Annotated in this window: 21 protein-coding genes and 1 pseudogene; 11 read left to right on the top strand and 11 right to left on the bottom strand. The window is 69.7% G+C overall.

The annotated features are described in order from the left end of the window. Window positions 1–60: 60 nt before the first annotated feature. Window positions 61–810 carry a DUF4118 domain-containing protein gene (locus AC1XX3_RS15245; protein WP_483321983.1) on the bottom strand — a complete coding sequence of 250 codons (750 nt, stop codon included), beginning with the start codon at window positions 808–810 and terminating at the stop codon, window positions 61–63. A gap of 347 nt (window positions 811–1157) precedes the next feature. Here AC1XX3_RS15245 and AC1XX3_RS15240 point away from each other — a divergent pair, with 347 nt between their 5' ends. Beyond that, window positions 1158–2177: an SDR family NAD(P)-dependent oxidoreductase gene (locus AC1XX3_RS15240; RefSeq protein WP_483321982.1), complete on the top strand. Its 1020-nt coding sequence runs from the start codon at window positions 1158–1160 to the stop codon at window positions 2175–2177. Between the two features lie 226 nt (window positions 2178–2403). Here the strand turns inward: AC1XX3_RS15240 and kdpC are convergent, their stop codons facing one another. The 4 genes from kdpC to AC1XX3_RS15220 are packed head-to-tail and all read right to left on the bottom strand — an operon-like array spanning window position 2404 to window position 6801. Then, entirely contained in the window at window positions 2404–2970 is a 567-nt protein-coding gene (gene kdpC / locus AC1XX3_RS15235) for a potassium-transporting ATPase subunit KdpC (RefSeq protein WP_483321981.1), read from the bottom strand. A gap of 5 nt (window positions 2971–2975) precedes the next feature. Continuing rightward, window positions 2976–5045, bottom strand: a complete 2070-nt coding sequence (kdpB, locus tag AC1XX3_RS15230; RefSeq protein WP_483321980.1) for a potassium-transporting ATPase subunit KdpB — start codon at window positions 5043–5045, stop codon at window positions 2976–2978. Continuing rightward, a complete protein-coding gene (gene kdpA / locus AC1XX3_RS15225) occupies window positions 5042–6712 on the bottom strand; it encodes a potassium-transporting ATPase subunit KdpA (RefSeq protein WP_483321979.1) in 1671 nt (556 codons plus the stop codon). Before kdpA ends, kdpB begins: the two co-directional genes overlap by 4 nt. After that, window positions 6712–6801, bottom strand: coding sequence for a potassium-transporting ATPase subunit F (locus AC1XX3_RS15220; protein WP_483321978.1), 90 nt, complete (start codon window positions 6799–6801; stop codon window positions 6712–6714). The genes kdpA and AC1XX3_RS15220 overlap by 1 nt, the downstream gene beginning before the upstream one ends. 216 nt (window positions 6802–7017) lie before the next feature. Between AC1XX3_RS15220 and AC1XX3_RS15215 the strand changes: the two genes are divergently transcribed. Continuing rightward, window positions 7018–7377, top strand: a complete 360-nt coding sequence (locus tag AC1XX3_RS15215) for a hypothetical protein (RefSeq protein WP_483321977.1) — start codon at window positions 7018–7020, stop codon at window positions 7375–7377. Between the two features lie 70 nt (window positions 7378–7447). On the opposite strand, the gene AC1XX3_RS15210 is transcribed toward AC1XX3_RS15215, so the two are convergent. Further along, window positions 7448–9076, bottom strand: coding sequence for a DHA2 family efflux MFS transporter permease subunit (locus tag AC1XX3_RS15210; RefSeq protein ID WP_483321976.1), 1629 nt, complete (start codon window positions 9074–9076; stop codon window positions 7448–7450). A 282-nt stretch (window positions 9077–9358) separates the two neighbouring features. Continuing rightward, window positions 9359–10081: an IclR family transcriptional regulator gene (locus AC1XX3_RS15205; RefSeq protein ID WP_483321975.1), complete on the bottom strand. Its 723-nt coding sequence runs from the start codon at window positions 10079–10081 to the stop codon at window positions 9359–9361. Between the two features lie 120 nt (window positions 10082–10201). On the opposite strand from AC1XX3_RS15205, the gene leuC reads away from it, so the two are divergent. The 3 genes and pseudogenes from leuC to AC1XX3_RS15190 form a co-directional block, all read left to right on the top strand. Further along, window positions 10202–11599: a 3-isopropylmalate dehydratase large subunit gene (gene leuC, locus AC1XX3_RS15200; protein ID WP_483321974.1), complete on the top strand. Its 1398-nt coding sequence runs from the start codon at window positions 10202–10204 to the stop codon at window positions 11597–11599. A 15-nt stretch (window positions 11600–11614) separates the two neighbouring features. Continuing rightward, complete coding sequence (gene leuD / locus AC1XX3_RS15195; protein ID WP_483321973.1) at window positions 11615–12226, top strand: 3-isopropylmalate dehydratase small subunit; 612 nt, start codon at window positions 11615–11617, stop codon at window positions 12224–12226. A gap of 154 nt (window positions 12227–12380) precedes the next feature. Continuing rightward, window positions 12381–12632 (top strand): annotated as a pseudogene (locus AC1XX3_RS15190) (HU family DNA-binding protein); the annotation flags it as partial. 685 nt (window positions 12633–13317) lie between these two features. Here the strand turns inward: AC1XX3_RS15190 and cofC are convergent. After that, window positions 13318–14166, bottom strand: coding sequence for a 2-phospho-L-lactate guanylyltransferase (gene cofC, locus AC1XX3_RS15185; protein ID WP_483321972.1), 849 nt, complete (start codon window positions 14164–14166; stop codon window positions 13318–13320). Window positions 14167–14258: 92 nt separating this feature from the next. On the opposite strand from cofC, the gene AC1XX3_RS15180 reads away from it, so the two are divergent. Both AC1XX3_RS15180 and AC1XX3_RS15175 read left to right on the top strand, forming a co-directional pair. After that, the gene (locus AC1XX3_RS15180; RefSeq protein ID WP_483321971.1) at window positions 14259–15020 is read left to right on the top strand and encodes a lysophospholipid acyltransferase family protein; all 762 of its coding nucleotides are present in this window, start codon (window positions 14259–14261) and stop codon (window positions 15018–15020) included. Further along, the gene (locus AC1XX3_RS15175) at window positions 15017–16012 is read left to right on the top strand and encodes an NAD(P)H-dependent glycerol-3-phosphate dehydrogenase (protein WP_483321970.1); all 996 of its coding nucleotides are present in this window, start codon (window positions 15017–15019) and stop codon (window positions 16010–16012) included. The genes AC1XX3_RS15180 and AC1XX3_RS15175 overlap by 4 nt, the downstream gene beginning before the upstream one ends. Before the next feature lie 3 nt (window positions 16013–16015). On the opposite strand, the gene AC1XX3_RS15170 is transcribed toward AC1XX3_RS15175, so the two are convergent. Then, window positions 16016–17206, bottom strand: a complete 1191-nt coding sequence (locus AC1XX3_RS15170) for a trans-sulfuration enzyme family protein (RefSeq protein WP_483321969.1) — start codon at window positions 17204–17206, stop codon at window positions 16016–16018. 165 nt (window positions 17207–17371) lie between these two features. On the opposite strand from AC1XX3_RS15170, the gene AC1XX3_RS15165 reads away from it, so the two are divergent. After that, window positions 17372–18490, top strand: coding sequence for a D-alanine--D-alanine ligase family protein (locus tag AC1XX3_RS15165; protein ID WP_483321968.1), 1119 nt, complete (start codon window positions 17372–17374; stop codon window positions 18488–18490). A 13-nt stretch (window positions 18491–18503) separates the two neighbouring features. On the opposite strand, the gene AC1XX3_RS15160 is transcribed toward AC1XX3_RS15165, so the two are convergent. Beyond that, a complete protein-coding gene (locus tag AC1XX3_RS15160) occupies window positions 18504–18917 on the bottom strand; it encodes a DUF3515 domain-containing protein (RefSeq protein ID WP_483321967.1) in 414 nt (137 codons plus the stop codon). A gap of 44 nt (window positions 18918–18961) precedes the next feature. Next, on the bottom strand, window positions 18962–19198 hold the full coding sequence (locus AC1XX3_RS15155) for an Lrp/AsnC ligand binding domain-containing protein (RefSeq protein WP_483321966.1): 237 nt from the start codon (window positions 19196–19198) through the stop codon (window positions 18962–18964). Window positions 19199–19361: 163 nt separating this feature from the next. On the opposite strand from AC1XX3_RS15155, the gene AC1XX3_RS15150 reads away from it, so the two are divergent. The 3 genes from AC1XX3_RS15150 to AC1XX3_RS15140 all read left to right on the top strand — a co-directional run bounded on the left by AC1XX3_RS15150 (window position 19362) and on the right by AC1XX3_RS15140 (window position 23986). Continuing rightward, window positions 19362–20336, top strand: a complete 975-nt coding sequence (locus AC1XX3_RS15150; RefSeq protein ID WP_483321965.1) for a thiamine-phosphate kinase — start codon at window positions 19362–19364, stop codon at window positions 20334–20336. Further along, on the top strand, window positions 20333–21184 hold the full coding sequence (gene thiD / locus AC1XX3_RS15145; RefSeq protein WP_483321964.1) for a bifunctional hydroxymethylpyrimidine kinase/phosphomethylpyrimidine kinase: 852 nt from the start codon (window positions 20333–20335) through the stop codon (window positions 21182–21184). The genes AC1XX3_RS15150 and thiD overlap by 4 nt, the downstream gene beginning before the upstream one ends. Before the next feature lie 105 nt (window positions 21185–21289). Beyond that, complete coding sequence (locus AC1XX3_RS15140) at window positions 21290–23986, top strand: DNA translocase FtsK (RefSeq protein WP_483321963.1); 2697 nt, start codon at window positions 21290–21292, stop codon at window positions 23984–23986. The last annotated feature ends 21 nt before the right edge of the window (window positions 23987–24007 follow it).

The raw sequence follows: 24007 nt of genomic DNA, 5'->3' as shown, positions 1-24007 counted from the left end.
TTTTCTCGCGTGGAGGCGTGACCCTGCCGCGCGTCCGGTACGGGTGCTGGGGAAAGAAGGTCAGCGCAGGGTGGGGAGCCCGGTCCCCGCCAGCCGCGCGATGAGGGCTGCGACCTGGCGCTGTTCCAGCGAGGGTCGCGCGATCTGTGTCGCTGCGGAGATCTCGAAGTAGATCCCAGCGTCGTTGCCCACCCCGACGGGTACGACGATGACGTCATCGCTGGGCAGTCCCCACCGTTCGACGTCGAGAACCCGGTCGCCCTGGGCGATGGTCCCGTCGGCGTGCAACTGCGGCGATCCCGGTGCTGGATCGTGGACGAGGCGGCATCGGTCCGCCCCGAGGACGGCGGCCATGGCCTCGCACACCGCCGCCGGACTGCTGCCCGGGCGGCCGTCGGCTGATGACGCTGCGGCAGCCGTCTGCACGGCGGCCACGTAGCTCCGCTGCTGGAGTGCTGTGGCCTGTTGCTGGGCGACCCAACCGCTTACGCTGCCGCTCCCCGCCGCCACGAGCAACAGCAGCGCAACGGTGATCACGTCGCTGACGTCGTGAATGGCCAGGCTGCCGTAGGGCTCGGTCCAGGAGTAGTCATAACCCAACGCGGCGGTCAGAGCGGCTCCGATTCCTGCCGCCCGCAGACCCGACGCCCCGATGACCGCCACCACGAGCACCAGCACCAAGGCGGCGTGGCTGTCCTGGATGGTTGGCCGGCCCAGGCTCAGCAGTCCGGCTATCGCAGGGGGGACGAAGGCGGCTGCCGCCCAGATCTCCGTCGCGTGCCGCTCGGACCACCGCTCGGTCGTCGTCACGGGAGGGCCCTGCGCTCGGGTGAGAGGATCAGCAGGCCGCGCCGCCGCGGCGCGAGAGAGCAGTGCGCGTTCACATCCACAGGGACATCCTGTCGCCCCGCAGCCGCCGAACCTGCGATCTTAACGATCAATTGACGCCTCTGCGCGCCAGTCCCGCTTCGACCCGGCACGAGCTCGGGCCGTGCCGCGACACCCCCCGATGGTGGGGAGTAGGTCTGGATGCGGCGGTGGCCAAGGTGGGCAGCTGTCAGTCCGGCCTTGTTCTGAGCTCAATCCTCGACCGACTAGAATTTCTGGACTGAACAGGCATGCCGACGGGCACGCCAGGACTGGAAAGGAACCCATTGATGGCTGACGCCACCGTCCCTCTGACCGCGAGCAGCACGATCGGCACGTGGCTCGCTGACCCGGTGGGAGGCCCGTTGATCCGCGGCTTCCTGCAGCAGGCCGGGGTGGGCACTGACGCGCTGGGCCCCGTCAGCGGCTTGCCGCTGCAGCAGCTCGTTGTCATGAGCCAGGGCCAGCTGCCGCAGTCCGTCGTCGACGACCTGGTCCTGCAGGCCAACGGCGGCGTCGCTCCGACCGTGACGAGCGAGAGCTCCGACTGGGTCGAGAAGGTCACACCCGGCAGGTTCACAGGCCGAACGGTGATCGTCACGGGCGCCGCCTCCGGCATCGGCCGAGCCACTGCGGCGCGGATCGCGGCGGAGGGTGGCCGGGTGGTCGCCGTGGACGTCAACGCGCACCGGCTGGAGGAGCTGGTGACGTCGTTACCCGAAGCGGAGATCGTCACCGTGGTGGGCGACATCACCCAGCAGAGCGACATCGACGCGATCGTCCTCGCAGCGGGTGAGCGCATCGAAGGGCTCGCCAACGTCGCCGGGATCAACGACGACTTCTCTCCGCTGCACGAGACGACGGACGCGATGTGGGACCGGGTGATGGCGATCAACCTGACGGGTGTCTTCAAGCTGTCCCGCGCTGTCATTCCCGCCATGCTCGCACGCGGGTCCGGCGCCATCGTCAACGTCACCTCCGAGGCCGGACTGCGCGGCAACGCCTCTGGCAACGCCTACACGGTGTCCAAGCACGGCGTGATCGGGCTGACTCGCAGCGCCGCCTTCATGTACGGCGCCCAGGGTCTGCGGATCAACGCTGTCGCCCCCGGCGGTGTCGCCACCGGCATCCCGATGTCGGCGAACCCGTCGGAGTCCGGCAGAGCGAGGTTGGCCCCGTTCCAGAAGCTGATTCCCGCGCTCGCGACCGCCGAGAAGCTGGCGGCGTCGATCACGTTCCTGCTCAGCGACGACGCGGTGAACATCAACGGCGCCGTGCTGCCCTCCGACGGGGGCTGGTCGGTCCAGTAGGAGTGGACACACCGGAGGTCGCCGGATTCGGCGATCACGACCTCCCCGACCCCGGGCCGGAGCAGGGCCCCAGGTGGAGTCGTTCCCGTGGGTGCTGCGGTAACGGTCGTTCGTGTGCGCGAGTCCGTCGAGCATCGCGAAGGTCTTCCCGCCGCCGGGGGCGGCGCCGAGTAGACGCGCAGCAGTCCTGCGCGGCAAATCGGGCCGCCTCCGGTCTGGTCGTCATTCAGCCACGCGCTGCGAGGGCGGCGTTGAGCTTGACGACATTGACGCGCGGCTGGCCGAGGAAACCTAGGGTCCGGCCCGACGTCGCCGCCGCGACGAGCGCCTGCACCTCATCGGGAGCCAGGCCGCGCTGGCGGGCGACCCGGGCCGCCTGCAGAGCGGCGTACTCCGGTGAGATGAAGGCGTCCAGTCCGGAACCGGACGCGGTGAGAGCGTCGGGCGGGACTGCGGCCCCGTCGACCCCCTCCCGGTCGGCCACCTCGGTCCGGCGCTCCTCGATGGCGGCGAGGAGGTCGGCGTCAGACGGCCCGGCGTTGGAGCCGGCGCTGGCCAGGGCGTCGTAGTCGGCGGCGGACGGCCGGGGCTGGAACCAGCCGTCGCCCTCCACCTGCTGGCCGATCAGGGTGGAGCCGCGGACGGTCCCGTCAGTGGCGAAGAGAGAACCGCGGGACTGATCGCGGAAGGCGACCTGGCCCACCCCCCACACCGCGACCGGGTAGGCGACGCCGGCCACGACGGTGAGAACCAGCAGCAGGCGGAGTGACGTGAAGATCTGTCGAAGAGTCATGGTGTTCAGAGTCCTGGGAGGAGGGAGACGAGGAGGTCGATGATCTTGATGCCGAGGAAGGGGACGATGATGCCGCCCACTCCGTAGAGCAGCAGGTTGCGGCGCAGCACAGCGGCCGCGGGACCGGGTCGATACGCGACGCCCCGGAGCGCCAGCGGTATCAGCGCGACGATCACCAGTGCGTTGAAGATCACCGCGGACAGGATGGCCGAGGACGGTGAGGACAGACGCATGATGTTGAGGGTCTGCAGGCCCGGGTACACGGCGACGAACATGGCGGGAATGATCGCGAAGTACTTGGCGATGTCGTTGGCGATCGAGAAGGTGGTCAGCGCGCCTCGGGTGATCAGGAGCTGCTTGCCGATGGCGACGACCTTGATCAGCTTGGTCGGGTCGGAGTCGAGGTCGACCATGTTGCCGGCCTCCTTGGCGGCAGCGGTGCCGGAGTTCATGGCGACTCCGACGTCGGCGGCGGCGAGAGCCGGGGCGTCGTTGGTGCCGTCGCCGGTCATAGCGACCATCCGGCCGCCCGCCTGCTCCTTCTTGATCAACTCCATCTTGTCCTCGGGGGTGGCCTCGGCGAGGTAGTCGTCGACGCCGGCCTCCTCGGCGATGGCGGCAGCGGTGCGCGGGTTGTCGCCGGTGATCATGACGCACTTGATGCCCATGGAGCGGAGTTCGGCGAACCGCTCGCGGATGCCGGGCTTGACGACGTCCTTGAGGTGGATGACCCCGAGCACGCGTCCGCCGCCGCTGCCGGTCCGCTCGGCGACCACCAGCGGGGTGCCGCCGGAGGCGGACACCTTGTTCACGACCGCGTCGAGGGTGTTCGGTGTGGCGCCGATCCAGGCGGAGACCGCGGAAGCGGCACCCTTGCGGATCTGGCGCCCGTTGACGTCGATGCCGGACATCCGGGTTTGGGCGGTGAAGTCGATGTAGTCGGCCCCGTTGGGCAGGTCGTTGTCGTCGGAGCCCTGGGCGAGGGCGAGTTGCACCACCGACCGGCCTTCGGGGGTCTGGTCGGCGAGGCTGGCCCAGCGGGCGGCGTCGCGCAGGTGTGCCGGGTCGACGTTGTCGAGGGTCAGGAACTCCGCGGCTTGGCGGTTGCCGTAGGTGATGGTGCCGGTCTTGTCGAGCAGGAGAGTGCTGACGTCGCCGGCCGCCTCCACGGCCCGGCCGGACATCGCGAGCACGTTGGCCTGGACGAGTCGATCCATGCCCGCGATGCCGATGGCGCTGAGCAGCGCGCCGATCGTGGTGGGGATCAGGCAGACCAGCAGGGCAACGAGGACGACGACGGACTGGCGTTCGCCGGAGTAGGCGGCCAGCGGCTGGATGGTGGCGACGGCGAGCAGGAAGATCAGCGTCAGGCTGGAAAGCAGGATGGAGAGCGCGATCTCGTTGGGGGTCTTCCGGCGCTGGGCGCCCTCCACGAGCCCGATCATCCGGTCCAGGAAGGACTCCCCGGCGGCGGCGGTGATCTTAACGACGATCTCGTCACTGAGCACGGTGGTGCCACCGGTGACCGCGGAGCGGTCACCGCCGGCCTCACGGATGACCGGCGCGGACTCCCCGGTGATGGCGGACTCGTCGACGCTGGCCACGCCTTCGACGACGTCGCCGTCGCCGGGGATCACCTGCCCGGCACTGACCCGGACGCGGTCGCCAACAGCCAGCTGGGTGCTGGGCACCTGTTCCTCGACGCCGTCGCCGCCCAGGCGGCGGGCGAGCGTGTCGGTGCGGGTAGCACGGAGCGAGGCGGCCTGGGCGCGGCCGCGGCGTTCCGCGACCGCCTCGGCCAGGTTGGCGAACAGGACGGTCAGCCACAGCCAGATGGCGATCGCGATGGTGAAGACGCTTGGCTGGAAGACCGCAGCGATCGTCGTGACGACGGAGCCGATCCAGACGATCAGCATGACAGGGCTGGTCCACAGATGCCGCGGGTCGAGCTTGCGGAAGGCTTCGGGCAGTGCGGCGGCGAGTTGGGCGCGGAGCGGGACCGCGTCGGGTCGGCGGCGCCGCTCGGGTTCGGGCGCCGTGGTGGTTTCGGGTTCGGTGAGGGGGGAGAGGGTCATGAGAGTGCCTCGGCGATAGGCCCGAGCGCGAGCCCGGGGAAGAAGGTGAGGCCCGTGACGAGGAGGACAACGCCGACGAGCAGGGTGACGAACAGCGGGCTGGTAGTCGGCAGGGTGCCGGGGGTGACGGGGACGGGCGCGGCCTTGGCGAGGGACCCGGCGAGCCCCAGCACGAGCACGATCGGCAGTAGCCGACCGACGAGCATGGCGGCGGCGAGGGTGTACTGGAAGAAGTCGGAGGTGACGGTGATGCCCGCGAACGCGCTGCCGTTGTTGTTCGCGGCGGAGGCGTAGGCGTAGAAGACCTCCGACAGCCCGTGGGCGCCGCTGTTATTCATCGCGTCCGGAGTGCTCGGCAGGGCCATCGCCACCCCGAGACCGAGCAGCACCAGGGCCGGCGAGGTCAAGACGTACAGGGACACGAAGGTCATCTCCCGGGCACCGATCTTCTTGCCCAGCAGCTCTGGCGTGCGGCCCACCATCAGGCCGGCGACGAAGGTGGCGAGGATGGCCGCCATCAACATCCCGTAGAGCCCTGACCCGGTGCCGCCGGGGGAGACCTCGCCGAGCAGCATGTTGACCAGCACCACGCCGCCACCGGCCGGGCTCATCGAGTCGTGCATCGTGTTCACCGCACCGGTGGAGGTGCCCGTGGTGGAGGTGGCGAACAGGGCACTGGCCCAGGTGCCGAACTGGGTCTCCTTGCCTTCCATCGCCGAGCCGGCCGACCGGGCGGCGAGGCCGTACCCACCGACCTCCGCCCAGGTGGTCAGCGCGAGGGCGCCACCCCACAGGACGGTCATCGCGCCGAGTACTGCGTAGCCCTGGCGCCGGTTGCCCAGCATGGTGCCGAGGGTGCGCGTCAGCGCGATCGGAATGACCATGATCAAGAAGATCTGGAACAGGTTGGTCAGCGGGCTGGGGTTCTCGAACGGGTGCGCGGAGTTGGCGTTGAAGAACCCGCCGCCGTTGGTGCCGAGGAGCTTGATGGCTTCCTGGCTGGCCACCGGTCCGCCGGGCAGGGTCTGGGTTCCGCCGGTCACCGTGGTGATGGCCAGGTCGGGCGCGAAGTTCTGGATGACCCCGCCCGCCAGCAGTACAAGGGCACCGATAACGGCCAGCGGCAGCAGCAGCCGCAGCACGACCCGGGTCAGGTCGACCCAGAAGTTGCCGAGCTCACCGGTGCGGGAGGCCACGAAGCCGCGGATCAGCGCGGCGGCGACCGCGATGCCGACGGCGGCGGAGGTGAAGTTCTGCACCGCCAGACCGGCCATCTGCGCGGTGTAGCCCAGGGTGGACTCGCCGGCGTAGGACTGCCAGTTGGTGTTGGTGACGAAGGAGACGGCGGTGTTGAGCGCCATGGCGAACCCCATGCCTGGGAGGTCGCGGTCGAACGGGAGAGCGGCCTGCCCCATCAGGATCGCGACGAGGACGACGATCGAGACGCCCGCGAAGGCGAGCACGGCGACCGCGTAGCTGCGGGCGTTCTGCTGCCCGTCGGGGTTGACCCCGACCAGCCGATAGACCAACCGCTCGACGCGGTTGTGCCGCACCGGGGTCAAGACTTTGGCGATGTAGTCACCCAGGGGTGCGTAGACCAGAGCCAGCAACAAGACGAGAAGACCGATGCTGGCGAGACCAGCGGCGGTGTCGGACAACGGAGGCATCAGAATTTCTCCGGGAAGATCAGGGTGGCCAGCAGATACACGATGAGGGCGGTGACCCCCAACAGCAGGGCGATGGACAACAGACTCATGCGCCCATCACACCGCCCGCCAACGGCCGAACCGGCGGTCTTAACAACCTGTTGACGGCTCTTGACGAACTCTTGTCGGGCTCGCCCCTCAGCCCGGCGCCAGCGCGCGGTCGAGACGACCCGCGCCCTTGACCACCTGGCGCACCACCCGTCGACGCTGGGCGCGTACATCGCTACACCGAGCCAGGCCAAGCCGCTGCCCGCTAGCATCGACAGGTGCGGATAGTGGTCGAGGTCGGCGGCTGGGAACATGAGTGTTGCGGCCCGGCGTATGAACGCGACTCGACGGTGGAGGTCAGCTGCCTGGAGCTTCCCGGACCAGACCCGTCGTCCACGCGCTACGTCGAGGCCCACCACGACCTCATGACCGCACCAGACGCTGTGGCGCTTCGTGGGCGCGTGGCCGACATCGCCATCCTGCATACCGACGGGTCGGTCGAGTCACTGGATCGGCTGCCCAGTGGGCGGGCTCTGCGCGGGTGTGATGATCACGACGACGGCCACCTCGAGCTGCCCGGGACCGGCCAACTCGTGGGTCATGACTCTGACCGCTTCCAGGTCACCCTGCTCACCTGAGGCTCGAGATCGCCGTACCGCGACGCGGGTCCCGCAGGGACCGGTCGCTGGAATCGATCGCTGGAATCGATTAGGCGACGTCAGCGGTGTCTGACTCCGGTGTCTGGGTGCTCGTCCGGATCCGAAGGCTGGAGATGAGGCCGACGACGAGCGCGGCCGCGGCGATCCAGCCCGCCAGGGAGGCTCCATCCGTCATCGCGGCTCGAGCCGCGTCGGCGACGAACGCGGTCCGCGGATCGGCAGCCAGAGACGCGATACTTCCCCCCGAGCTCGCGGTCACGGAGTCCACAAGTGTCTGCACCGCGGGGTTGCCGGCGATCGCGTCCGACAAGCGACTCTCGGTGCCTGCCGTGAGCGTGGTGAAGAACGCCGTACCGAGAACGGCGATGCCCAGCGCGGAGCCCGTCTGTCGAGCGGTGCTCTGCGTAGCCGACCCTTGACCGCTGCGAGCGACGGGCACATCGGCCAGCACAACGCTGGTCAGCTGGGCGGTGGCCAGGCCGACACCCATGCCGTAGACGAAGAGAACGGGCGATGTGAGCCACGCCGTGCTGTCCGGTCGGATGAGCAGGGCAAGAGTCGCGATCGCCACGATCTCGAGACCGAGACCGGTACGCACAATCGCCACCGGTGTGAGCTTTCGACCGAGACCGGCCACGGCGCCGCTCGCGACGAAGGAGCCGACCGCTAGCGGAACGAGGGCAAGTCCCGCCTGGAAAGCGGTGTAGCCAAGAACATTTTGGAACCAGAGCGGCAGGGACAAGATGAGCCCGAACTCACCGAAGCTGACGATGAGGGCGGTGACGTTGCCATTCGCGAACGAGGAGATGCGAAAGAGCGACAGATCGAGGATGACACCCTTGCCCGCTTGGCTGCGGGCACGCTCCAGGAGCACGAAGGCGGTCAGCGTGATCAACGCGACAAGAAAGGCGAGCGGCACCGGCGAGATGCCGCCGAGGTCGACGGGTGCTTCGTCCGTGGCCGCCCACCAGCCGTAGTTGCGTCCCTCGATCAGCCCGAACACGAGGGCACCGAATCCGAGGATGGACAGCAGCGCGCCACCCAGGTCGAGGCGCTGCACAGCACCGGCAACGGCTTCGGCGGACTCCGCGACGAACAGCAGGAGCCCGGCCACCACGAGCATGCCGACGGGCACGTTGATGCCGAAAGCCCAGCGCCAGCTGGCGTTCTCGATCAGCCAGCCGCCGACCAGCGGACCGACGGCCGCCATTCCGCCGATGGTGGATCCCCAGACCGCGAACGCGATGCCGCGGTCGCGGCCGTGGAAGTTGGCGTTGAGCAACGCCAGTGTCGTCGGCAGGATCATGGATCCGCCGAGCCCTTGAAGGGCGCGACCGAGGATGAGCGCCCCACCGCTGTCGGCCACGGCGCACAGAACACTCGCGGCGACGAACACGACGACACCGATCAGCATGATCCGGCGTCTTCCCACCCGGTCCGCGAGGCGGCCCCAGGTCAACAGCAGCGCGGCGAAGAGAAGCGTGTAGATCTCCTGCACCCACTGGATCTGGGTGCTGGAGATGGCCAGGTCGTCGACGATCGCCGGAATGGCCACCGAAACGATCGTCGAGTCCATGATGATGATGGCAACGCCGAGGCTGATGGCGAGCAGCCCCCACCAGCGATACCGCGCGTAGCGATCGGTCTGCGGGGTGCTGGGGGAGGTGTTGTCGCTCATGGATCTCCTTCGGCCGCGTGGCACAACAGAGTCACTCTAGACTCGTCGCGCAGGTCGGCAGCGGCGGCCCATCCGTCGTCGCGAACCCCAACTCGCGGAGCCGGCCAGGGTGACGCCGCGCCCGCTAGGACGCCAACGACGTGTTCGCCGACCAACGCTCTCCGCTGGTCGGAGGCGCCGCACAGTTGCGCGCCGAGCGCCTTGATCCCCGGCGGCCTCCGGGCGACTCTCGACGATGTCGTCCCACCTCAGCCCTCGAGGACGACGACGGCGCGCTCACTCCTACTCGGCACCGGTACGGCGCAGCACCTCGCTGAGCCGCTCGGCGGCCGCGATCACGGCGGGGGCGTGCAGGCGCCCTGGCTGGCGGGACAACCGCTCGATCGGTCCGGAGACACTGACCGCGGCGATCACCTTGCCGGAGGGGGACCGGACCGGCGCCGACACCGACGCGACCCCGGGCTCGCGCTCGCCGACCGAGTGCGCCCAGCCGCGTCGGCGTACGGCGGCCAGGGCCACGGCGGAGTAACGGGAGCCGCGCAGACCGCGCTGCATCCGGTCGGGCTCCTCCCAGGCGAGCAGAATCTGGGCGGCGGAGCCGGCTGTCATGGTGAGCTGGGTGCCGACCGGCACGCTGTCGCGCAGACCCGACATGCGCTCCGCGGTGGCCACGCAGATGCGGTAGTCGCCTTGGCGGCGAAACATCTGGGCGGACTCCCCGGTGATGTCGCGCAACCGGGCCAGCACCGGTCCCGCGGTGGCCAGCAACCGGTCCTCGCCGGCAGCGGAGGCGAGCTCGCCGAGCCGCGGACCGAGGATGAACCGGCCCTGCAGGTCGCGGCTGACCAGGCGGTGGTGCTCGAGGGCAACCGCCAGCCGATGCGCGGTCGGACGGGCCAGACCGGTGGCTGCCACCAGGCCAGCGAGGGTCGTGGGACCGGTCTCCAAAGCGCCCAGCACGAGCGCGGCTTTGTCCAGAACGCCAACACCGCTAGAGTTGTCCATGCCTTGATACTGCCGTCTCGGATGTTGGAATGCAAGTCCGGACGACGTACCTCGGCTTCGACCCCCAAGTCACCAGGGATCGCACCGATTCGGGTCCCGCGTACGGAATGGAAGTTGGCCATGGGCAAGACACTGAGTGAGAAGGTCTGGGACGACCACGTCGTCTATTCCGCGGCTGGTGAGCCGGACTTGCTCTACATCGATCTGCACCTCGTGCACGAGGTGACAAGCCCTCAGGCGTTCGACGGGCTGCGGCAGGCCGGACGCCCCGTGCGTCGGCCCGACCTCACGGTGGCCACCGAGGACCACAACACACCGACGCTCAACATCGACCAGCCGATCGCGGACCCGGTCTCGCGTACGCAGGTCGACACGCTGCGCAACAACGCACGCGAGTTCGGGGTCCGCATCCACAGCCTCGGTGACGTGGACCAGGGCGTGGTGCACATCATCGGCCCGCAGCTCGGGCTGACCCAGCCAGGCATGACGGTGGTCTGCGGTGACTCCCACACCTCCACCCATGGCGCCTTCGGTGCCCTGGCCTTCGGCATCGGTACGTCGGAGGTCGAGCACGTGCTGGCCACCCAGACGCTGCCACAGGCGAAGCCCAAGACGATGGCGGTCAACATCAACGGCGAGCTGCCCCCGGGGGTGACCGCCAAGGACGTGGTGCTGGCGTTGATCACCAAGGTCGGCACCGGTGGTGGCCAGGGATACGTGGTGGAGTATCGCGGTTCGACCATCGAGGCCCTCTCGATGGAAGGCCGGATGACCATCTGCAACATGAGCATCGAATGGGGTGCCAAGGCCGGCATGATCGCGCCGGACGAGACCACGTTCGCCTACGTCCAGGGCCGTCCGCATGCGCCGCAGGGCGAGGACTGGGAAGCCGCCGTCGACTACTGGCGCACCCTGAAGTCCGATCCGGACGCCACCTTCGACGCCGAAGTTGATCTTGATGCGACCCAGCTGACCCCGTTCGTGACCTGGGGCACCAACCCGGGACAGGGCGTCTCCCTCGGTGGCCGGGTGCCGGACCCGGAGGAGTTCATCGCCGAGTCGGACCGTACCGCCGCGCAGAAGGCGCTGGAGTACATGGGGCTGTCGGCCCATCAGCCGATGCGCGACATCGCCGTGGACACGGTGTTCCTGGGATCGTGCACCAACGGCCGGATCGAGGACCTGCGCGCCGCCGCAGACGTGATCAAGGGCCGCCAGGTGGCTCAGAACGTACGCATGCTGGTCGTCCCGGGATCGGCCCGGGTACGGCTGCAGGCTGAGGCTGAGGGCCTCGACACCGTGTTCACCGCAGCAGGCGCGGAGTGGCGGGCTGCCGGCTGCTCGATGTGTCTGGGCATGAACCCCGACCAGCTGGCGCCCGGCGAACGTGCCGCCTCCACCTCGAACCGCAACTTCGAAGGCCGGCAGGGCAAGGGCGGTCGTACCCACCTCGTGTCGCCACCCGTCGCGGCGGCGACCGCCGTCGTCGGCAAGCTCAGCGCCCCGGCCGATCTGTAAGGAGAACAAAGCATCATGGACAAGTTCACCAGCCACACCGGCACCGCCGTCCCGCTGCGCCGTAGCAATGTCGACACCGACCAGATCATCCCGGCGGTGTATCTGAAGCGGGTCACCAAGACCGGATTCGAGGACGGGCTATTCGCCGCTTGGCGCAACGACCCGAACTTCGTGCTCAACCGCCCTGCGTACGCCGGTGCGACGATCTTGATCCCCGGTCCCGACTTCGGCACCGGTTCATCCCGCGAGCACGCCGTGTGGGCCTTGCAGAACTACGGTTTCAAGGTAGTCATCGGCTCCCGGTTCGGCGACATCTTCCGTGGCAACTCGGGCAAGGCTGGTCTGCTCATCGCTGTGGTGGACCAGAAGATCGTCGAGGAGCTGTGGAACTTCGTCGAGGAGAACCCCTCGGCACCACTGACTGTCGACCTCGCGGAACGAACCATCACGGCCGACGGATTTGAGACTGGCTTCGAGATTGACGACTACACCCGCTGGCGTCTGCTGGAGGGACTTGACGACATTGGCCTGACGCTACGTCAGGTGGACGCCATCGACGCATTCGAGGCTGCGCGGCCTGATTTCAAGCCGAAGACGCTGCCGGCAAGGGTCGAAAGCCTCTCCTGACTGAGAATTTCACCGTTTTCACGTATTCGACGCCGGAATTGGGCGGTTGGTGATTGTTTGTCCGCCCCCAGTTCCCTAGCGTTGTGCTCGCAGTCGTAGGGTACGGCTGTCGCAGGCCCGACCGGGCCCGGATCGTGAACGTAGAAGGGATGCCGTGAACAAGGCGCAATTGATCGAGGCGCTGTCCGCGCACTATGAGGGCAGCAAATCCGAAGCAGCCAAGGCTCTCAACGCAGTCGTGGAGACCATCACCCACCAAACAGCATCGGGTGAGAAGGTCTCGATCACCGGTTTCGGGGTGTTCGAGAAGGTCCACCGTTCTGCGCGCATGGTCCGCAACCCCCGCACCGGCGAGCGCAAGCGCGCCAAGGCCACCGCGGTGCCGCGCTTCCGCGCCGGTACCGACCTGAAGGCCTTTGTCTCCGGCGAGAAGAAGGTGCCGAAGGCAACCAAGAAGGCGGCCGCGGCGAAGGCTGCCGCGACGAAGACCGCAGCGACCCGGACGCCCGTGAAGACGACCGCCACCAAGGCGGCTCCGGCCAAGACCGCGGCCAAGAAGACTCCGGCGACCGGCGCTGCCACCAAGACCGCCGCCAAGGCGACCCCTGCGAAGACAACGGCGACCCGGTCGACGGCCACCAAGGCAGCTCCGGCGACGACAGCCGCCAAGAAGGCCACCACGGCGAGGAGCACCGCCACCAAGGCAGCTCCGGCCAAGACCGCGGCCAAGAAGGCACCAGCCAAGAGCGCCGCTACCAAGTCGGCTCCCGCCAAGACGAGCGCCACCAAGACGAGCGCGACGAAGACGGCCCCCGCCAAGGCCAGCGCGACGAAGACGGCTCCCGCCAAGGCGAGCGCGACCAAGTCGGCTCCCGCCAAGACGAGCGCCACGAAGTCCAGCGCCACCAGGTCCGCGACCAAGAAGGTCGCACCGGCCAAGACCGCCGCCAAGAAGGCACCGGCCAAGAAGGCCACCGCCAAGCGGTGATCATCGCCTGAGGATCGACGAGTGCAGGCCCGGCACCCCACGGTGCCGGGCCTGCGCTCTGATCACGGCTGGACGGGGGACCCGGAGCCAGCGCAGGCGAAGGTCATAGCCATACCGACAGCACCCGGTCATTCCCGATCATGGCGTGCAGCCGCTGGCCGACGTGCAGCTGCCGCAGCATCGGGTCGAGCACCGCACCGGACAAGTCGAGGCGATGACCCGTCAGGGTCACCGCTTGTGCACCGTCACCGGTGGTGGCGCAGGTGATCGTGGCATAGCGGCCGAGTCTGGCGGTGCTCGGGTCGAACAGGCTCGCCGTCGCTGCACCGATGCCCATCGCGTACGCGTCCAGCAGGTCCACCTCGTTGTCGACATCACGGCGGGCGTCCGCCAGCGCGTGCTGCTCGTCGCCGAGCGCCACCGCACCCGACTGGCGGTGGGCCGCCGCCGACCGTCCCTGGAACCGCGGATCCAGCGGCTGACCGTCGGTGATCAACATCGTCGTCCCCACTCCGGACGCATCGGCCACGAAGGACCGTGACCGGCCATCGGCGGCCGCGAGCACCCGCCGCAGCGTGCGCACCGTCAATGCCGGTAGATCGCCCACACAGGCCACCACACGATCGCAGCCGGCTGCCTGCAGCAGCTCGGCGCCGTACCGCAGGGCCGGATTCAGTCCGCGGGCGCCGTTCTCCGGCACCACCTGCACCCCGAGTCCGTACGCGCCCAGGCCGGTGGACAGTGCCGGTTGGTCGCTCACGACGACGACTCGGTCCACTCCTGCGCTGAGCGAGTGCAGCGTGTCCACGGACATGGTCCAGGCGAGGCGACGGCGGACCGGGTCCGGCAGCGGAGCCAGCCGTGACTTGGCCACCGTCAGCGCCTTCACCGCGACGACCGCACCGGTGCGGGGGGTGGACCCCTGGCAGTGCGGTCCGGGCTGAGTGTCCATGACGCCTGATGCTGTCACGAGGGCTAGGGTGAATCCACTCCTGGGCGTCCTGCACGGCGGTGGGCGCGATGATCATCAACAGACAGGCGACGATGTCCTCCTCCCCAGCCTTGCGGCCCCTCCGCGAGGTCAACAGCGAACCGGCCGAGAAGACGCTCATCCGGGTCGTCTGGCTGCTCAACGCGATCCTCAAGCGGCTGACCTTGCGTGACTGGCGCGATATCGAGAAGATGCCACGAACCGGCGGCGTCGTCTTCGCGGTCAATCACATCTCGTATCTGGACCCGGTCGCCTTCGGCCAGTTCATCGCCTACGCCGGCCGCTGGCCACGCTTCCTGGGCAAGGCCTCGGTCTTCCGGGTGCCCGTCATCGGTCGCATCGTCACGGCCTGCGGACAGATCCCGGTGGAGCGCAACTCGCGTGACGCCCAGAAGGCGCTCGCCCAGGCGATCGAGGCCGTGCAGCAGGGCAAGTCGGTCACCATCTATCCCGAGGGAACGATCACGCTCGACCCGGATCTGTGGCCGATGCGGGGCAAGACCGGGGCGGCCCGGATCGCGTTGGCCACCGGCTGCCCGGTGGTGCCGGTGGGGCAGTGGGGATCGCACGAGATCATGAATGGCAAGAAGCCGAGCTTCCCCCGTTTCTTCCCACGCAAGACGTTGCGGCTCAAGGCGGGGGACCCGGTCGACCTCGACGACCTGCGCGACCAGCCGGTGTCGGCGGCGGTGCTGCAGGAGGCCACCGACCGGATCATGGCCGCGATCACCGCCCTGCTTGCCGATCTGCGCGGCGAGCAGCCACCGGCGCGCCCGATCGCCCCGGGCCCGCGGTCGTCGGGGGAGGTGGCATGACCAGGGTGGCGGTGATGGGTGCCGGCTCCTGGGGCACGGCGTTCGCGGTGCCGTTGTGCGAAGCCGGCAACGACGTCACCATCTGGGCCCGGCGGCCGGAGCTGGCGGAGGGCATCAACACCGTGCACCGCAACGTCGACTACTTCCCGGGCATCGAGCTGCCGGCCAGCCTTCGTGCGGTGACCGACCCCGAGGAGGCGCTGCATGACGCCGACTTCGTGGTGCTTGCTGTGCCGTCGCAGAGCCTGCGGACCAATCTCGCCACCTGGTCCGTGCCGACATCCGCCGTGGTGGTCAGCCTGGCCAAGGGAATCGAGCTGGGCACCGGTCTGCGAATGAGTGAGGTGGTGGCCCAGGCCGGCTCGATCGACCCCGGGCGGATCGCCGTCGTCTCCGGGCCCAACCTGGCGCGCGAGATCGCCGAGCGCCGGCCGTCGGCCAGCGTCGTGGCGAGTGTCCTCAACGCCACCGCGGATGCGGTGCAGGCGGCCTGCCACACCCCGACCTTCCGGCCGTACACCAACCCGGACGTCATCGGCTGCGAGCTCGGCGGCGCGACCAAGAACGTCATCGCCCTGGCTGTCGGCATGGCCATCGGGATCCGGTTGGGCGACAACGCGACGGCCTCGGTGATCACCCGCGGGCTGGCTGAGATCACCCGGCTCGGGGTGGCGCTCGGCGCCGACCCGTACACCTTCTCGGGTCTGGCCGGACTCGGTGACCTGGTGGCCACCTGTATGTCGCCGCTGTCGCGCAACCGTACGTTCGGCGAGGAGCTCGGCAAGGGCAGGTCGGTGGCCGAGATCAAGGCATCGACCAGGCAGGTGGCCGAGGGCGTCTCCTCCTGTGCCTCGATCCAGGCACTGGCCGCCGCCCACGGGGTCGAGATGCCGATCGTCGAGCACGTGGCGCAGGTGATCGCCGGCGAGCTGTCGCCGACCGACATGCTTCGGGCCCTGATGTCGCGTTCGGCCAAACCCGAACGGTACTGAGACTCAGCTCGTGACCAAGGCGTCCAGACCGGGCAGCAGGTCCGCCCACAGGTCCTCCACGTGCTCGATGCCGACCGACATCCGCACCAGGCCCTCCGGCACGGTACGCAGCTCGCCCGCCCACCGGCGGCGGCGCTCGAACAGCGACTCGACCCCACCGAGGCTGGTGGCGAACACCCAGATCGTGGTCGAGGCCACCAGTGCGTCCGCCGCGGCCGCGTCGGCCAGCTCGATCGACAGCAGCGAGCCGAACCCCTTCATCGTGCGCCGCGCCAGAGCGTGGCCCGGGTCGTCGGGCAACCCGGGATAGCGGACCCGGGTGACCGCCGGGTGGGCGGCCAGCCGCTCGGCCAGGACGGCGGCGTTCGCCTGGGCCTGGGCGAGCCGGACGGCCATGGTCCGGATGCCGCGCAGGACCAGGAACGCCTCCATGGTGCCGGGGACGGCCCCGTGCAGCTTGCGCGTCGTCTCCAAGGCGGCGTAGCGCTCGACGTCGTCCTCGGCGACGACAAGGGCTCCCATCAAGGCGTCGGAGTGTCCGGAGAGGAACTTGGTGGCCGAGTGGAGCACGACGTGGGCTCCGCTGCGGAGCGGCTGCTGCAGCAGCGGGGTCGCGAAGGTGTTGTCCACCACGAACACCGTGCCCGGCGCGAGCCCGGCCCCGATGGCCGGCAGGTCGGCGACCTCGATGGTGGGGTTGGTGGGGGACTCCATCCACAGCAGGTCAGCGCCGTCGGCCGCGGCCAGCACCGCTGCGGTGTCGGTCACATCCACCCGGCGTACGGTCCAGTCGTAGCGCGCTGCCCGCTCGTCGATCGCGCTGGCCACCCCGAGGTAGCAGTCGCGGGGCATCACCACCGTGGCGTGAGGACGCAGCAGCTCCAGCACGGCATGGACCGCAGCCATCCCCGACGCGTACGCCAGCGCCCGGCCGCCCTCCAGCGCGCCGACGGTCTCCTCCAGCGCGGCCCAGGTCGGGTTGCCGTAGCGGCCGTAGCCGAGGTCGCCCGAGCCGGGGGTCGGGGTGCCGACGTAGGTGGCCGCGAAGGTCGGCGGATGACTCAGCGGAGCGTCCACCGTCCGGACCGGGCGGCCCGAGGCCACGGCCACCGTCTCCGGATGGGGGGCCGGCTGGTCATCGCGCGCGCCGATGGCCTCGGAAGCTGTGCTGCGGTCGCTGGGCTGTGACGTCATGGCCGCTAGTCTCTCGTGTCGGCCGAGATGCCACACCCCGACCTGGGCCCGGCTGCCTCCTGCGCGTCGTCCGGGGCTGCCCGCGTGAGCCCGTATAAGGTCGTGGCTCGACAAGTGCGCCCCGCGGCGTATGAGCAGCAGAGGTGATGAGGAGATGCGGGCTTGATGAGTGAGGTGTCCCGGCCGAGGGTCGCGGTGATCTTCGGCGGCACGAGCAGCGAGCACGCGGTCTCGTGCCTGACGGCCGCCGGTGTGCTGGGCGCGATCGACCCCCAGCGCTACGACGTCGTGGGAATCGGCATCACCCGCAGCGGACGTTGGGTGCTGGTCGACCCGGACACGATGTCCCGGCTCCGGGTCAGTGACGGACGGCTGCCCGAGCTCGGTGAAGACGCTGCCGACGCCATGCTGCTTCGTGGGCCGAGCGGCAGCGAGCTGGCGACCAGGGATCAGTCAGCCCTGTCCGCGCTCGGACCCGTCGACGTGGCGTTCTCCCTGCTGCACGGGCCGTTCGGCGAGGACGGCACCATTCAGGGCCTGTTCGAGATGATGGGCACCCGCTACGTCGGCGCCGGAGTGCTGGCCAGCGCGGTCGGCATGGACAAGCACTTCATGAAGCTGGTGCTGGCGGCCTCGGGCCTGCCGGTGGGACCGTTCGTCGCGGTGCCCGCGGCGGAATGGGCCCGGGACAAGGCGGCCTGCCTGGAGAGCGTCGCCGCCCTGACCTACCCGCTGTACGTCAAGCCGGCTCGGGGCGGCTCCAGCCTCGGCATCACCAAGGTCGACGACCCGGCCGGGCTCGAGGCCGCTATCGCTTTCGCCCAGGGCTTCGATCCGAAGGTCATCGTCGAACAGGGCTTCGTCGATGCCCGCGAGCTGGAGTGCGGCGTACTGGCCGACCCGGACGGAGGTCGTCCGGTGGCCAGCGAAGTGGCCGAGATCCGGGTCCACAGCGCCTCGGGCTTCTACGACTTCGAGGCCAAGTATCTGCCGGAGGAGCAGGTCGACCTCGATGTGCCGGCCAGCGTGCCCGATGACGTCGCCGAATCGGTCCGCGAGCTGGCTGTACGCACCTTTGAGGTGATCGGCTGCGAGGGTCTGGCCCGGGTGGACTGCTTCCTCACCCGGGAGAAGAAGGTGGTGGTGAACGAGATCAACACCATGCCGGGCTTCACCGAGCACTCGATGTTCCCGCGGATGTGGGCCGCCAGCGGAATCAGCTATCCGGAGCTGGTGGACCGGTTGCTCCGGCTGGCGCTGGCCCGTTCGGTGGGCCTGCGCTGAGCCAGCCGCTGGGCTAGACGCAGGGCTGGCTCTGGGGGTCGTGGTCGGTGATGGCCTGCGCCACGTCCACCAGGGCACCGGCCTCGGGGGCGTACTCCTGCGGGACCCCCACCTCGACGAAGACCTCGCGATCGATGGTGGTGAACAGATAGCCGCCGGACGCCTCCTCGGCGAACCAGCCCACCCCGTTCACCTCGAAGCATGAGCTCGAGTCGGTCAGGGCCGGTGGCTTGGCCACCCCGCATCGCAAGGTGATGGTCGGATCGCCCCACGCCGCAGCGAACCGACCGGGCTCGACGCTGCGGCGCGGCTGGTCCAGCACCCGTTCCGGCAGAGCGGCCATCAGCGCCGTGCAGACGGTCGCGGCGGCGGGGTCCGGGCTCGGCTCGGTCATCACCACGGTCCGCGCGCAAGACGACAAGACCACCGCACTCAGGAGCGCGGCGGCCGGCCGGAGGAGAGACAAGCGGTTCAGATGTGGACGACCGGGCAGGTCACGGTGCGGGTGATGCCGGCCACGGTCTGCACCCGTGCCACGACGAGTTGGCCGAGTTCATCGACGCTGGAGGCCTCAGCCCGGACGATGACGTCGTACGGACCGGTGACATCCTCGGCCAGCGTGACACCCTGGATGGCGCCGATCGCGGCAGCGACCTCGGCTGCTTTGCCGACGTTCGTCTGAACCAGGATGTAAGCCTGAACGACCATCGAGAGTTCCTCCATCTTTCCGGTGCATCGAAACCATCCCCGCCCGCCGGCGGACGCGATCCGCGCCGACGGCGCCCACCGCGTACGCTCGCGGTGTCCGTCACGCTACAGGGTCCCTGGCTGTTTCGGCAGATCGGGACTCGGGAAGGTCCAGGTGCGCACCATGACCGCCGACCAGACACTGGCCGACCTGGGAGAGTTCTCGCTCATCCAGGCCATCACCGAGGGCCTCGGTGATCATCTGGCAGTCACCGTGGGCCCCGGCGACGATGCCGCCGTGCTGGCGCTGAAGGGCCCGGTGGTCGCCTCGACCGACGTCTTGGTCGAGGGCGTGCACTTCCGCCGTGACTGGTCCTCGGCCCGCGACGTCGGCCGCAAGGCGGTGGCCGTCAACGTCGCCGATATCGAGGCGATGGGTGCCACCGCGCAGACGATGCTGGTGGGCTTCTCCGCGCCGGGTGAGACCCCGACGGCGTGGGCGCTGGAGTTCGCGGCGGGGCTCAGGGAGGAGTGCGCGGCCACGGGCGTCGCGCTGGCCGGCGGCGACGTCACCCGCGCCCGCGATGTCACCATCGCTGTGACGGTGTTGGGCGTGCTCGACGGTCAGGCGCCGGTGCTGCGCTCCGGTGCCCGGGCCGGGCAGGTGGTGGCGCTGATGGGCCGTACCGGCTGGGCGGCGGCGGGGATGGTCGTCCTCGGCCGTGGCTTCCGGTCGCCGCGGGTCGTGGTGGAGGCCCAGCGCGTCCCGCAGGTGCCCTACGGCGCCGGCGCCGTCGCCGCCCGGGCCGGAGCCACGGCCATGATCGACGTCTCTGACGGGCTGCTGGCCGACCTCGGTCACATCGCCACCGCGTCGTCGGTGGTCATCGACCTCGCCACCGAGACCTTCGACATCCCCGCCCCGCTGCAGGCGGTGGCGGCGGCCACCGGCTCGGACCCGCTGACCCTGATCCTGACCGGAGGCGAGGACCACGCGCTGGTCGCCACATTCGACTCCGCCGCCGACGTCCCCGCCGGGTGGCAGGTGGTCGGTGCCGTCCATCAGCCGACTGCCGACCGGCCGGTCGGCGTGCTCGTCGACGGGTCCACCTGGGAGTCGAGTGCCGGTTTCGACCACTTCCGCGTGGCGCAGCGGTGACCAGCGGCCCGGGTGCCGTCGGAAACGGCACCGCCGGCGCAGCGCCGTTGCCGACGGCCCGGGTGCTCACCGTGGCCGGCTCCGACTCCGGTGGGGGAGCGGGGATCCAGGCAGACCTGAAGACGATGCTCGCGTTCGGCGTCCACGGGATGAGCGTGCTGACCGCCCTGACCGCACAGAACTCCCTCGGCGTCCAGGGGATCTGGCCCGTCCCGGCTGACGCGGTCCGGGCCCAGTTCCGCAGCGTCGTCGACGACATCGGCGTCCAGGCGGTGAAGACGGGCATGCTCGGCACCGCCGAGGTCGTCACGGTGGTCGCCGAGCTGCTCGCCGGGCTGTCCGAGGGGGTCGCCGTGGTGGTCGACCCGGTGTGTGCCAGCAAGCACGGCGACCCGCTGCTCGACCCGGATGCCTTGGACGCGGTCCGCTTCCAGCTGCTGCCCAGAGCCTTCCTGGCCACCCCGAACCTCGAGGAGGCGGCGCTGCTGACCGGCCTGTCGTCCGCGTCGGACCCGCGGCGGCTGGCGGAACGGTTGCTCGGGTTCGGGTCCACCTGGGTCCTGGTCAAGGGTGGCCACGCGCTGGGCGATCCGGTGGACCTGCTCACCGACGGCACGGCCGTGCACGAGTTCGCCGCACCCCGGGCCGACAACGCCCACACCCACGGCACCGGCTGCACCCTGGCCTCGGCCCTGGCCAGCCGACTGGCCCTGGGCGACGACGTGGTAGCGGCCATGGCTGCAGCCAAGACGTACGTCACCGGGGCGATCCGGGGCGGTTTCGCGCTGGGCTCCGGCATCGGTCCGACCGACCACCTGTGGCAGCTGCGGGCCGGCCTGCCGGGCTGAGCCGGCGTTCCCGGCTGAGTCGGCACCCCGCGTGGGCGAGGTTGGTCCGGCTCGGTCGGCGTGTGACCGCCCCCGAGCGCGATCGCATCGCGTAGCCTCACGTGCATGGCGACCCGCGCGTCTTCCCCACCGCGGATCCGAGATAGTTCCGGCTCATCGCGAGCCGGTTCGAGTCCGCGGTCGTCCGGAAGCAAGAAGACCCCCACCCAGTCCCGTGCTGCCCAGGCGCGGCCGGCCAGCAAGCCGGCCAGCACGCGCCCGGCGGCGCGCGGAGGCAGCAAGCCCGCCACGCGCGGAGGGAGCAAGCCGGTGGCGCGCGGATCGCGGCCGGCGCCACGCAAGCCCCCGGTCAAGCAGGGGCCGTCCATCGGATCCCAGCTCGCCCGCGGGCTCGGCGCCGTGTGGCTCGGCCTCGCCCACGGTGTCGGTGGCGCGGCCCGCCGGGTCGGTGGCACCGCCCGTGACCTCGATCCCGACCTGCGGCGCGACGGGGTCGGCCTGTTCCTGGCCGGCCTCACCATCGTGCTGGCCGGCGAGTTCTGGTGGGGGCTGCCGGACCCGGTCGGGCACGTCATCCACGTCGGTGTCACCAGCGTCATCGGCACCCTCGCCTACGGTGCACCCCTGTTCCTCGGGCTGATGGCCTGGCGGACCCTGCGCCACCCGGACCGCAACGGGCCCGGTGGTCGGCAGGCCGTCGGCTGGACCTCGCTCACCCTGGGGCTGCTCGGGCTCATCAACATCGCCCACGGGCTGCCCCGGACCGATCGCACGGACCTGCTGCGTGAGGCCGGTGGGGTGCTCGGCTACGTCTCGTCCAGCCTGCTGGCCGACCTCTTGACGGTCTATGTCGCCGTCCCGCTGCTGATCTTGTTGATGCTGTTCGGGCTCGTGGTGGTCATCGGCATTCCGCTCCACCAGATCCCCGAGCGGCTCCGCGAGGCCACCGCACACTTCGACCGGCGGCCGATGATCATCGAGGGCGAGGTCGTGCACGACGAGCTCACCTACGGTGTCGACGAGGCCTACGACACTCCGCTGGTCACTGACAAACCGCGGAAGAGTCGGCGCAGGCTCGGGCGTGGCGAGGACGACCCGGCCGACGTCGTCGACGACCAGGCACCGACGCAGGACGACGACGTCGCCTTCGACGGCGGCGACATCTCGTCGGCGTTCGACGACGGCGGGGTGTCTTCGGCCCGGAGCGCCGGCGCCGGCAAGCCGGTCACCGCCGGCCTCCCGCCGGGCGTCACCGTGCACGGCGAGAACGAGCCGCTGGAGGCACCGCTGCACACGCCGATCCCGCAGCGGGTCGAGCAGCTGGAGCTGTCCGGCGACGTGCAGTATCTGCTGCCGGACGCGCACACGCTCAAGCAGGGCAGCGTCCACAAGGCGCGCACCGAGGCGTCCGACGCCGTGGTGCACCGGCTGACCGAAGTGCTGAGCCAGTTCGAGATCGACGCCAAGGTGGTCGGCTACACCCGTGGGCCGACGGTGACGCGCTATGAGGTCGAGCTCGGTCCTGCGGTCAAGGTGGAGAAGGTCACCGCGCTGACCAAGAACATCTCCTACGCCGTGGCCAGCAACGAGGTGCGGATCCTGTCGCCCATTCCCGGCAAGTCGGCGATCGGCATCGAGATCCCCAACACCGACAAGGAGGTCGTCTCGCTCGGCGACGTGCTCCGCTCCGGGCGCGCCCGCAATGACCACCATCCGATGACGGTCGGGCTGGGCAAGGATGTCGAGGGCGGCTTCGTGGTGGCCAACCTGGCCAAGATGCCGCACCTGCTGGTCGCAGGCGCCACCGGCTCCGGCAAGTCCGTCTTCGTGAACTCGATGATCACCTCGATCATGATGCGGGCCACCCCGGACGAGGTCCGGATGCTGTTGGTGGACCCCAAGCGGGTGGAGCTGACCGCGTACGAGGGCATCCCGCACCTGGTGACCCCGATCATCACCTCACCCAAGAAGGCCGCCGAGGCGCTGGCCTGGGTCGTTCGCGAGATGGACATGCGCTACGACGACCTGGCGGCCTTCAACTTCCGCCACGTCGACGACTTCAACAAGGCGGTCCGGGCCGGCTCGGTCAAGCCGCTGGAGGGGTCGGAGCGGGTGATGACGCCGTACCCGTACCTGCTGGTCATCATCGACGAGCTGGCTGACCTGATGATGGTCGCGCCCCGCGACGTGGAGGACTCCATCGTCCGGATCACCCAGTTGGCCCGGGCCGCCGGCATCCACCTGGTGCTGGCCACCCAACGCCCGAGCACTGACGTGGTGACCGGCCTGATCAAGGCCAACGTCCCCAGCCGGCTCGCTTTCGCGACCTCGTCGATGACCGACTCCCGCGTCATCCTCGACCAGCCGGGGGCGGAGAAGCTGGTCGGCCAAGGTGACGGTCTGTTCCTGCCGATGGGCTCGAGCAAGCCGATCCGGATCCAGGGTGCGTGGGTGACCGACGCGGAGGTCCGCGACATCGTCGCCCATGTCACCGAACAGCTGAAGCCGGTCTACCGCGAGGACCTCACCGCCCCGACCGAGGGCGCGGCGAAGGTGGCCGAGGACATCGGGGACGACCTCGACCTCGTCCTGCAGGCCGTCGAGCTGGTCGTCACCCTGCAGCTCGGCTCCACGTCGATGTTGCAGCGCAAGCTGCGGGTCGGGTTCGCCAAGGCCGGCCGGTTGATGGACATCCTCGAGACCCGCGGGGTGGTGGGCCCGTCAGAGGGCTCCAAGCCGCGCGAGGTGCTGGTCAAGGCCGACGAGCTCGAGGCCGTGATGGAGAACCTGCGCGCCGGCTGAGCCGATCGTGGATCGGGTGCC

The sequence above is a fragment of the Microlunatus sp. M237 genome (genome assembly GCF_056896895.1).
This window is presented reverse-complemented; position numbering and strand designations above follow the sequence as displayed.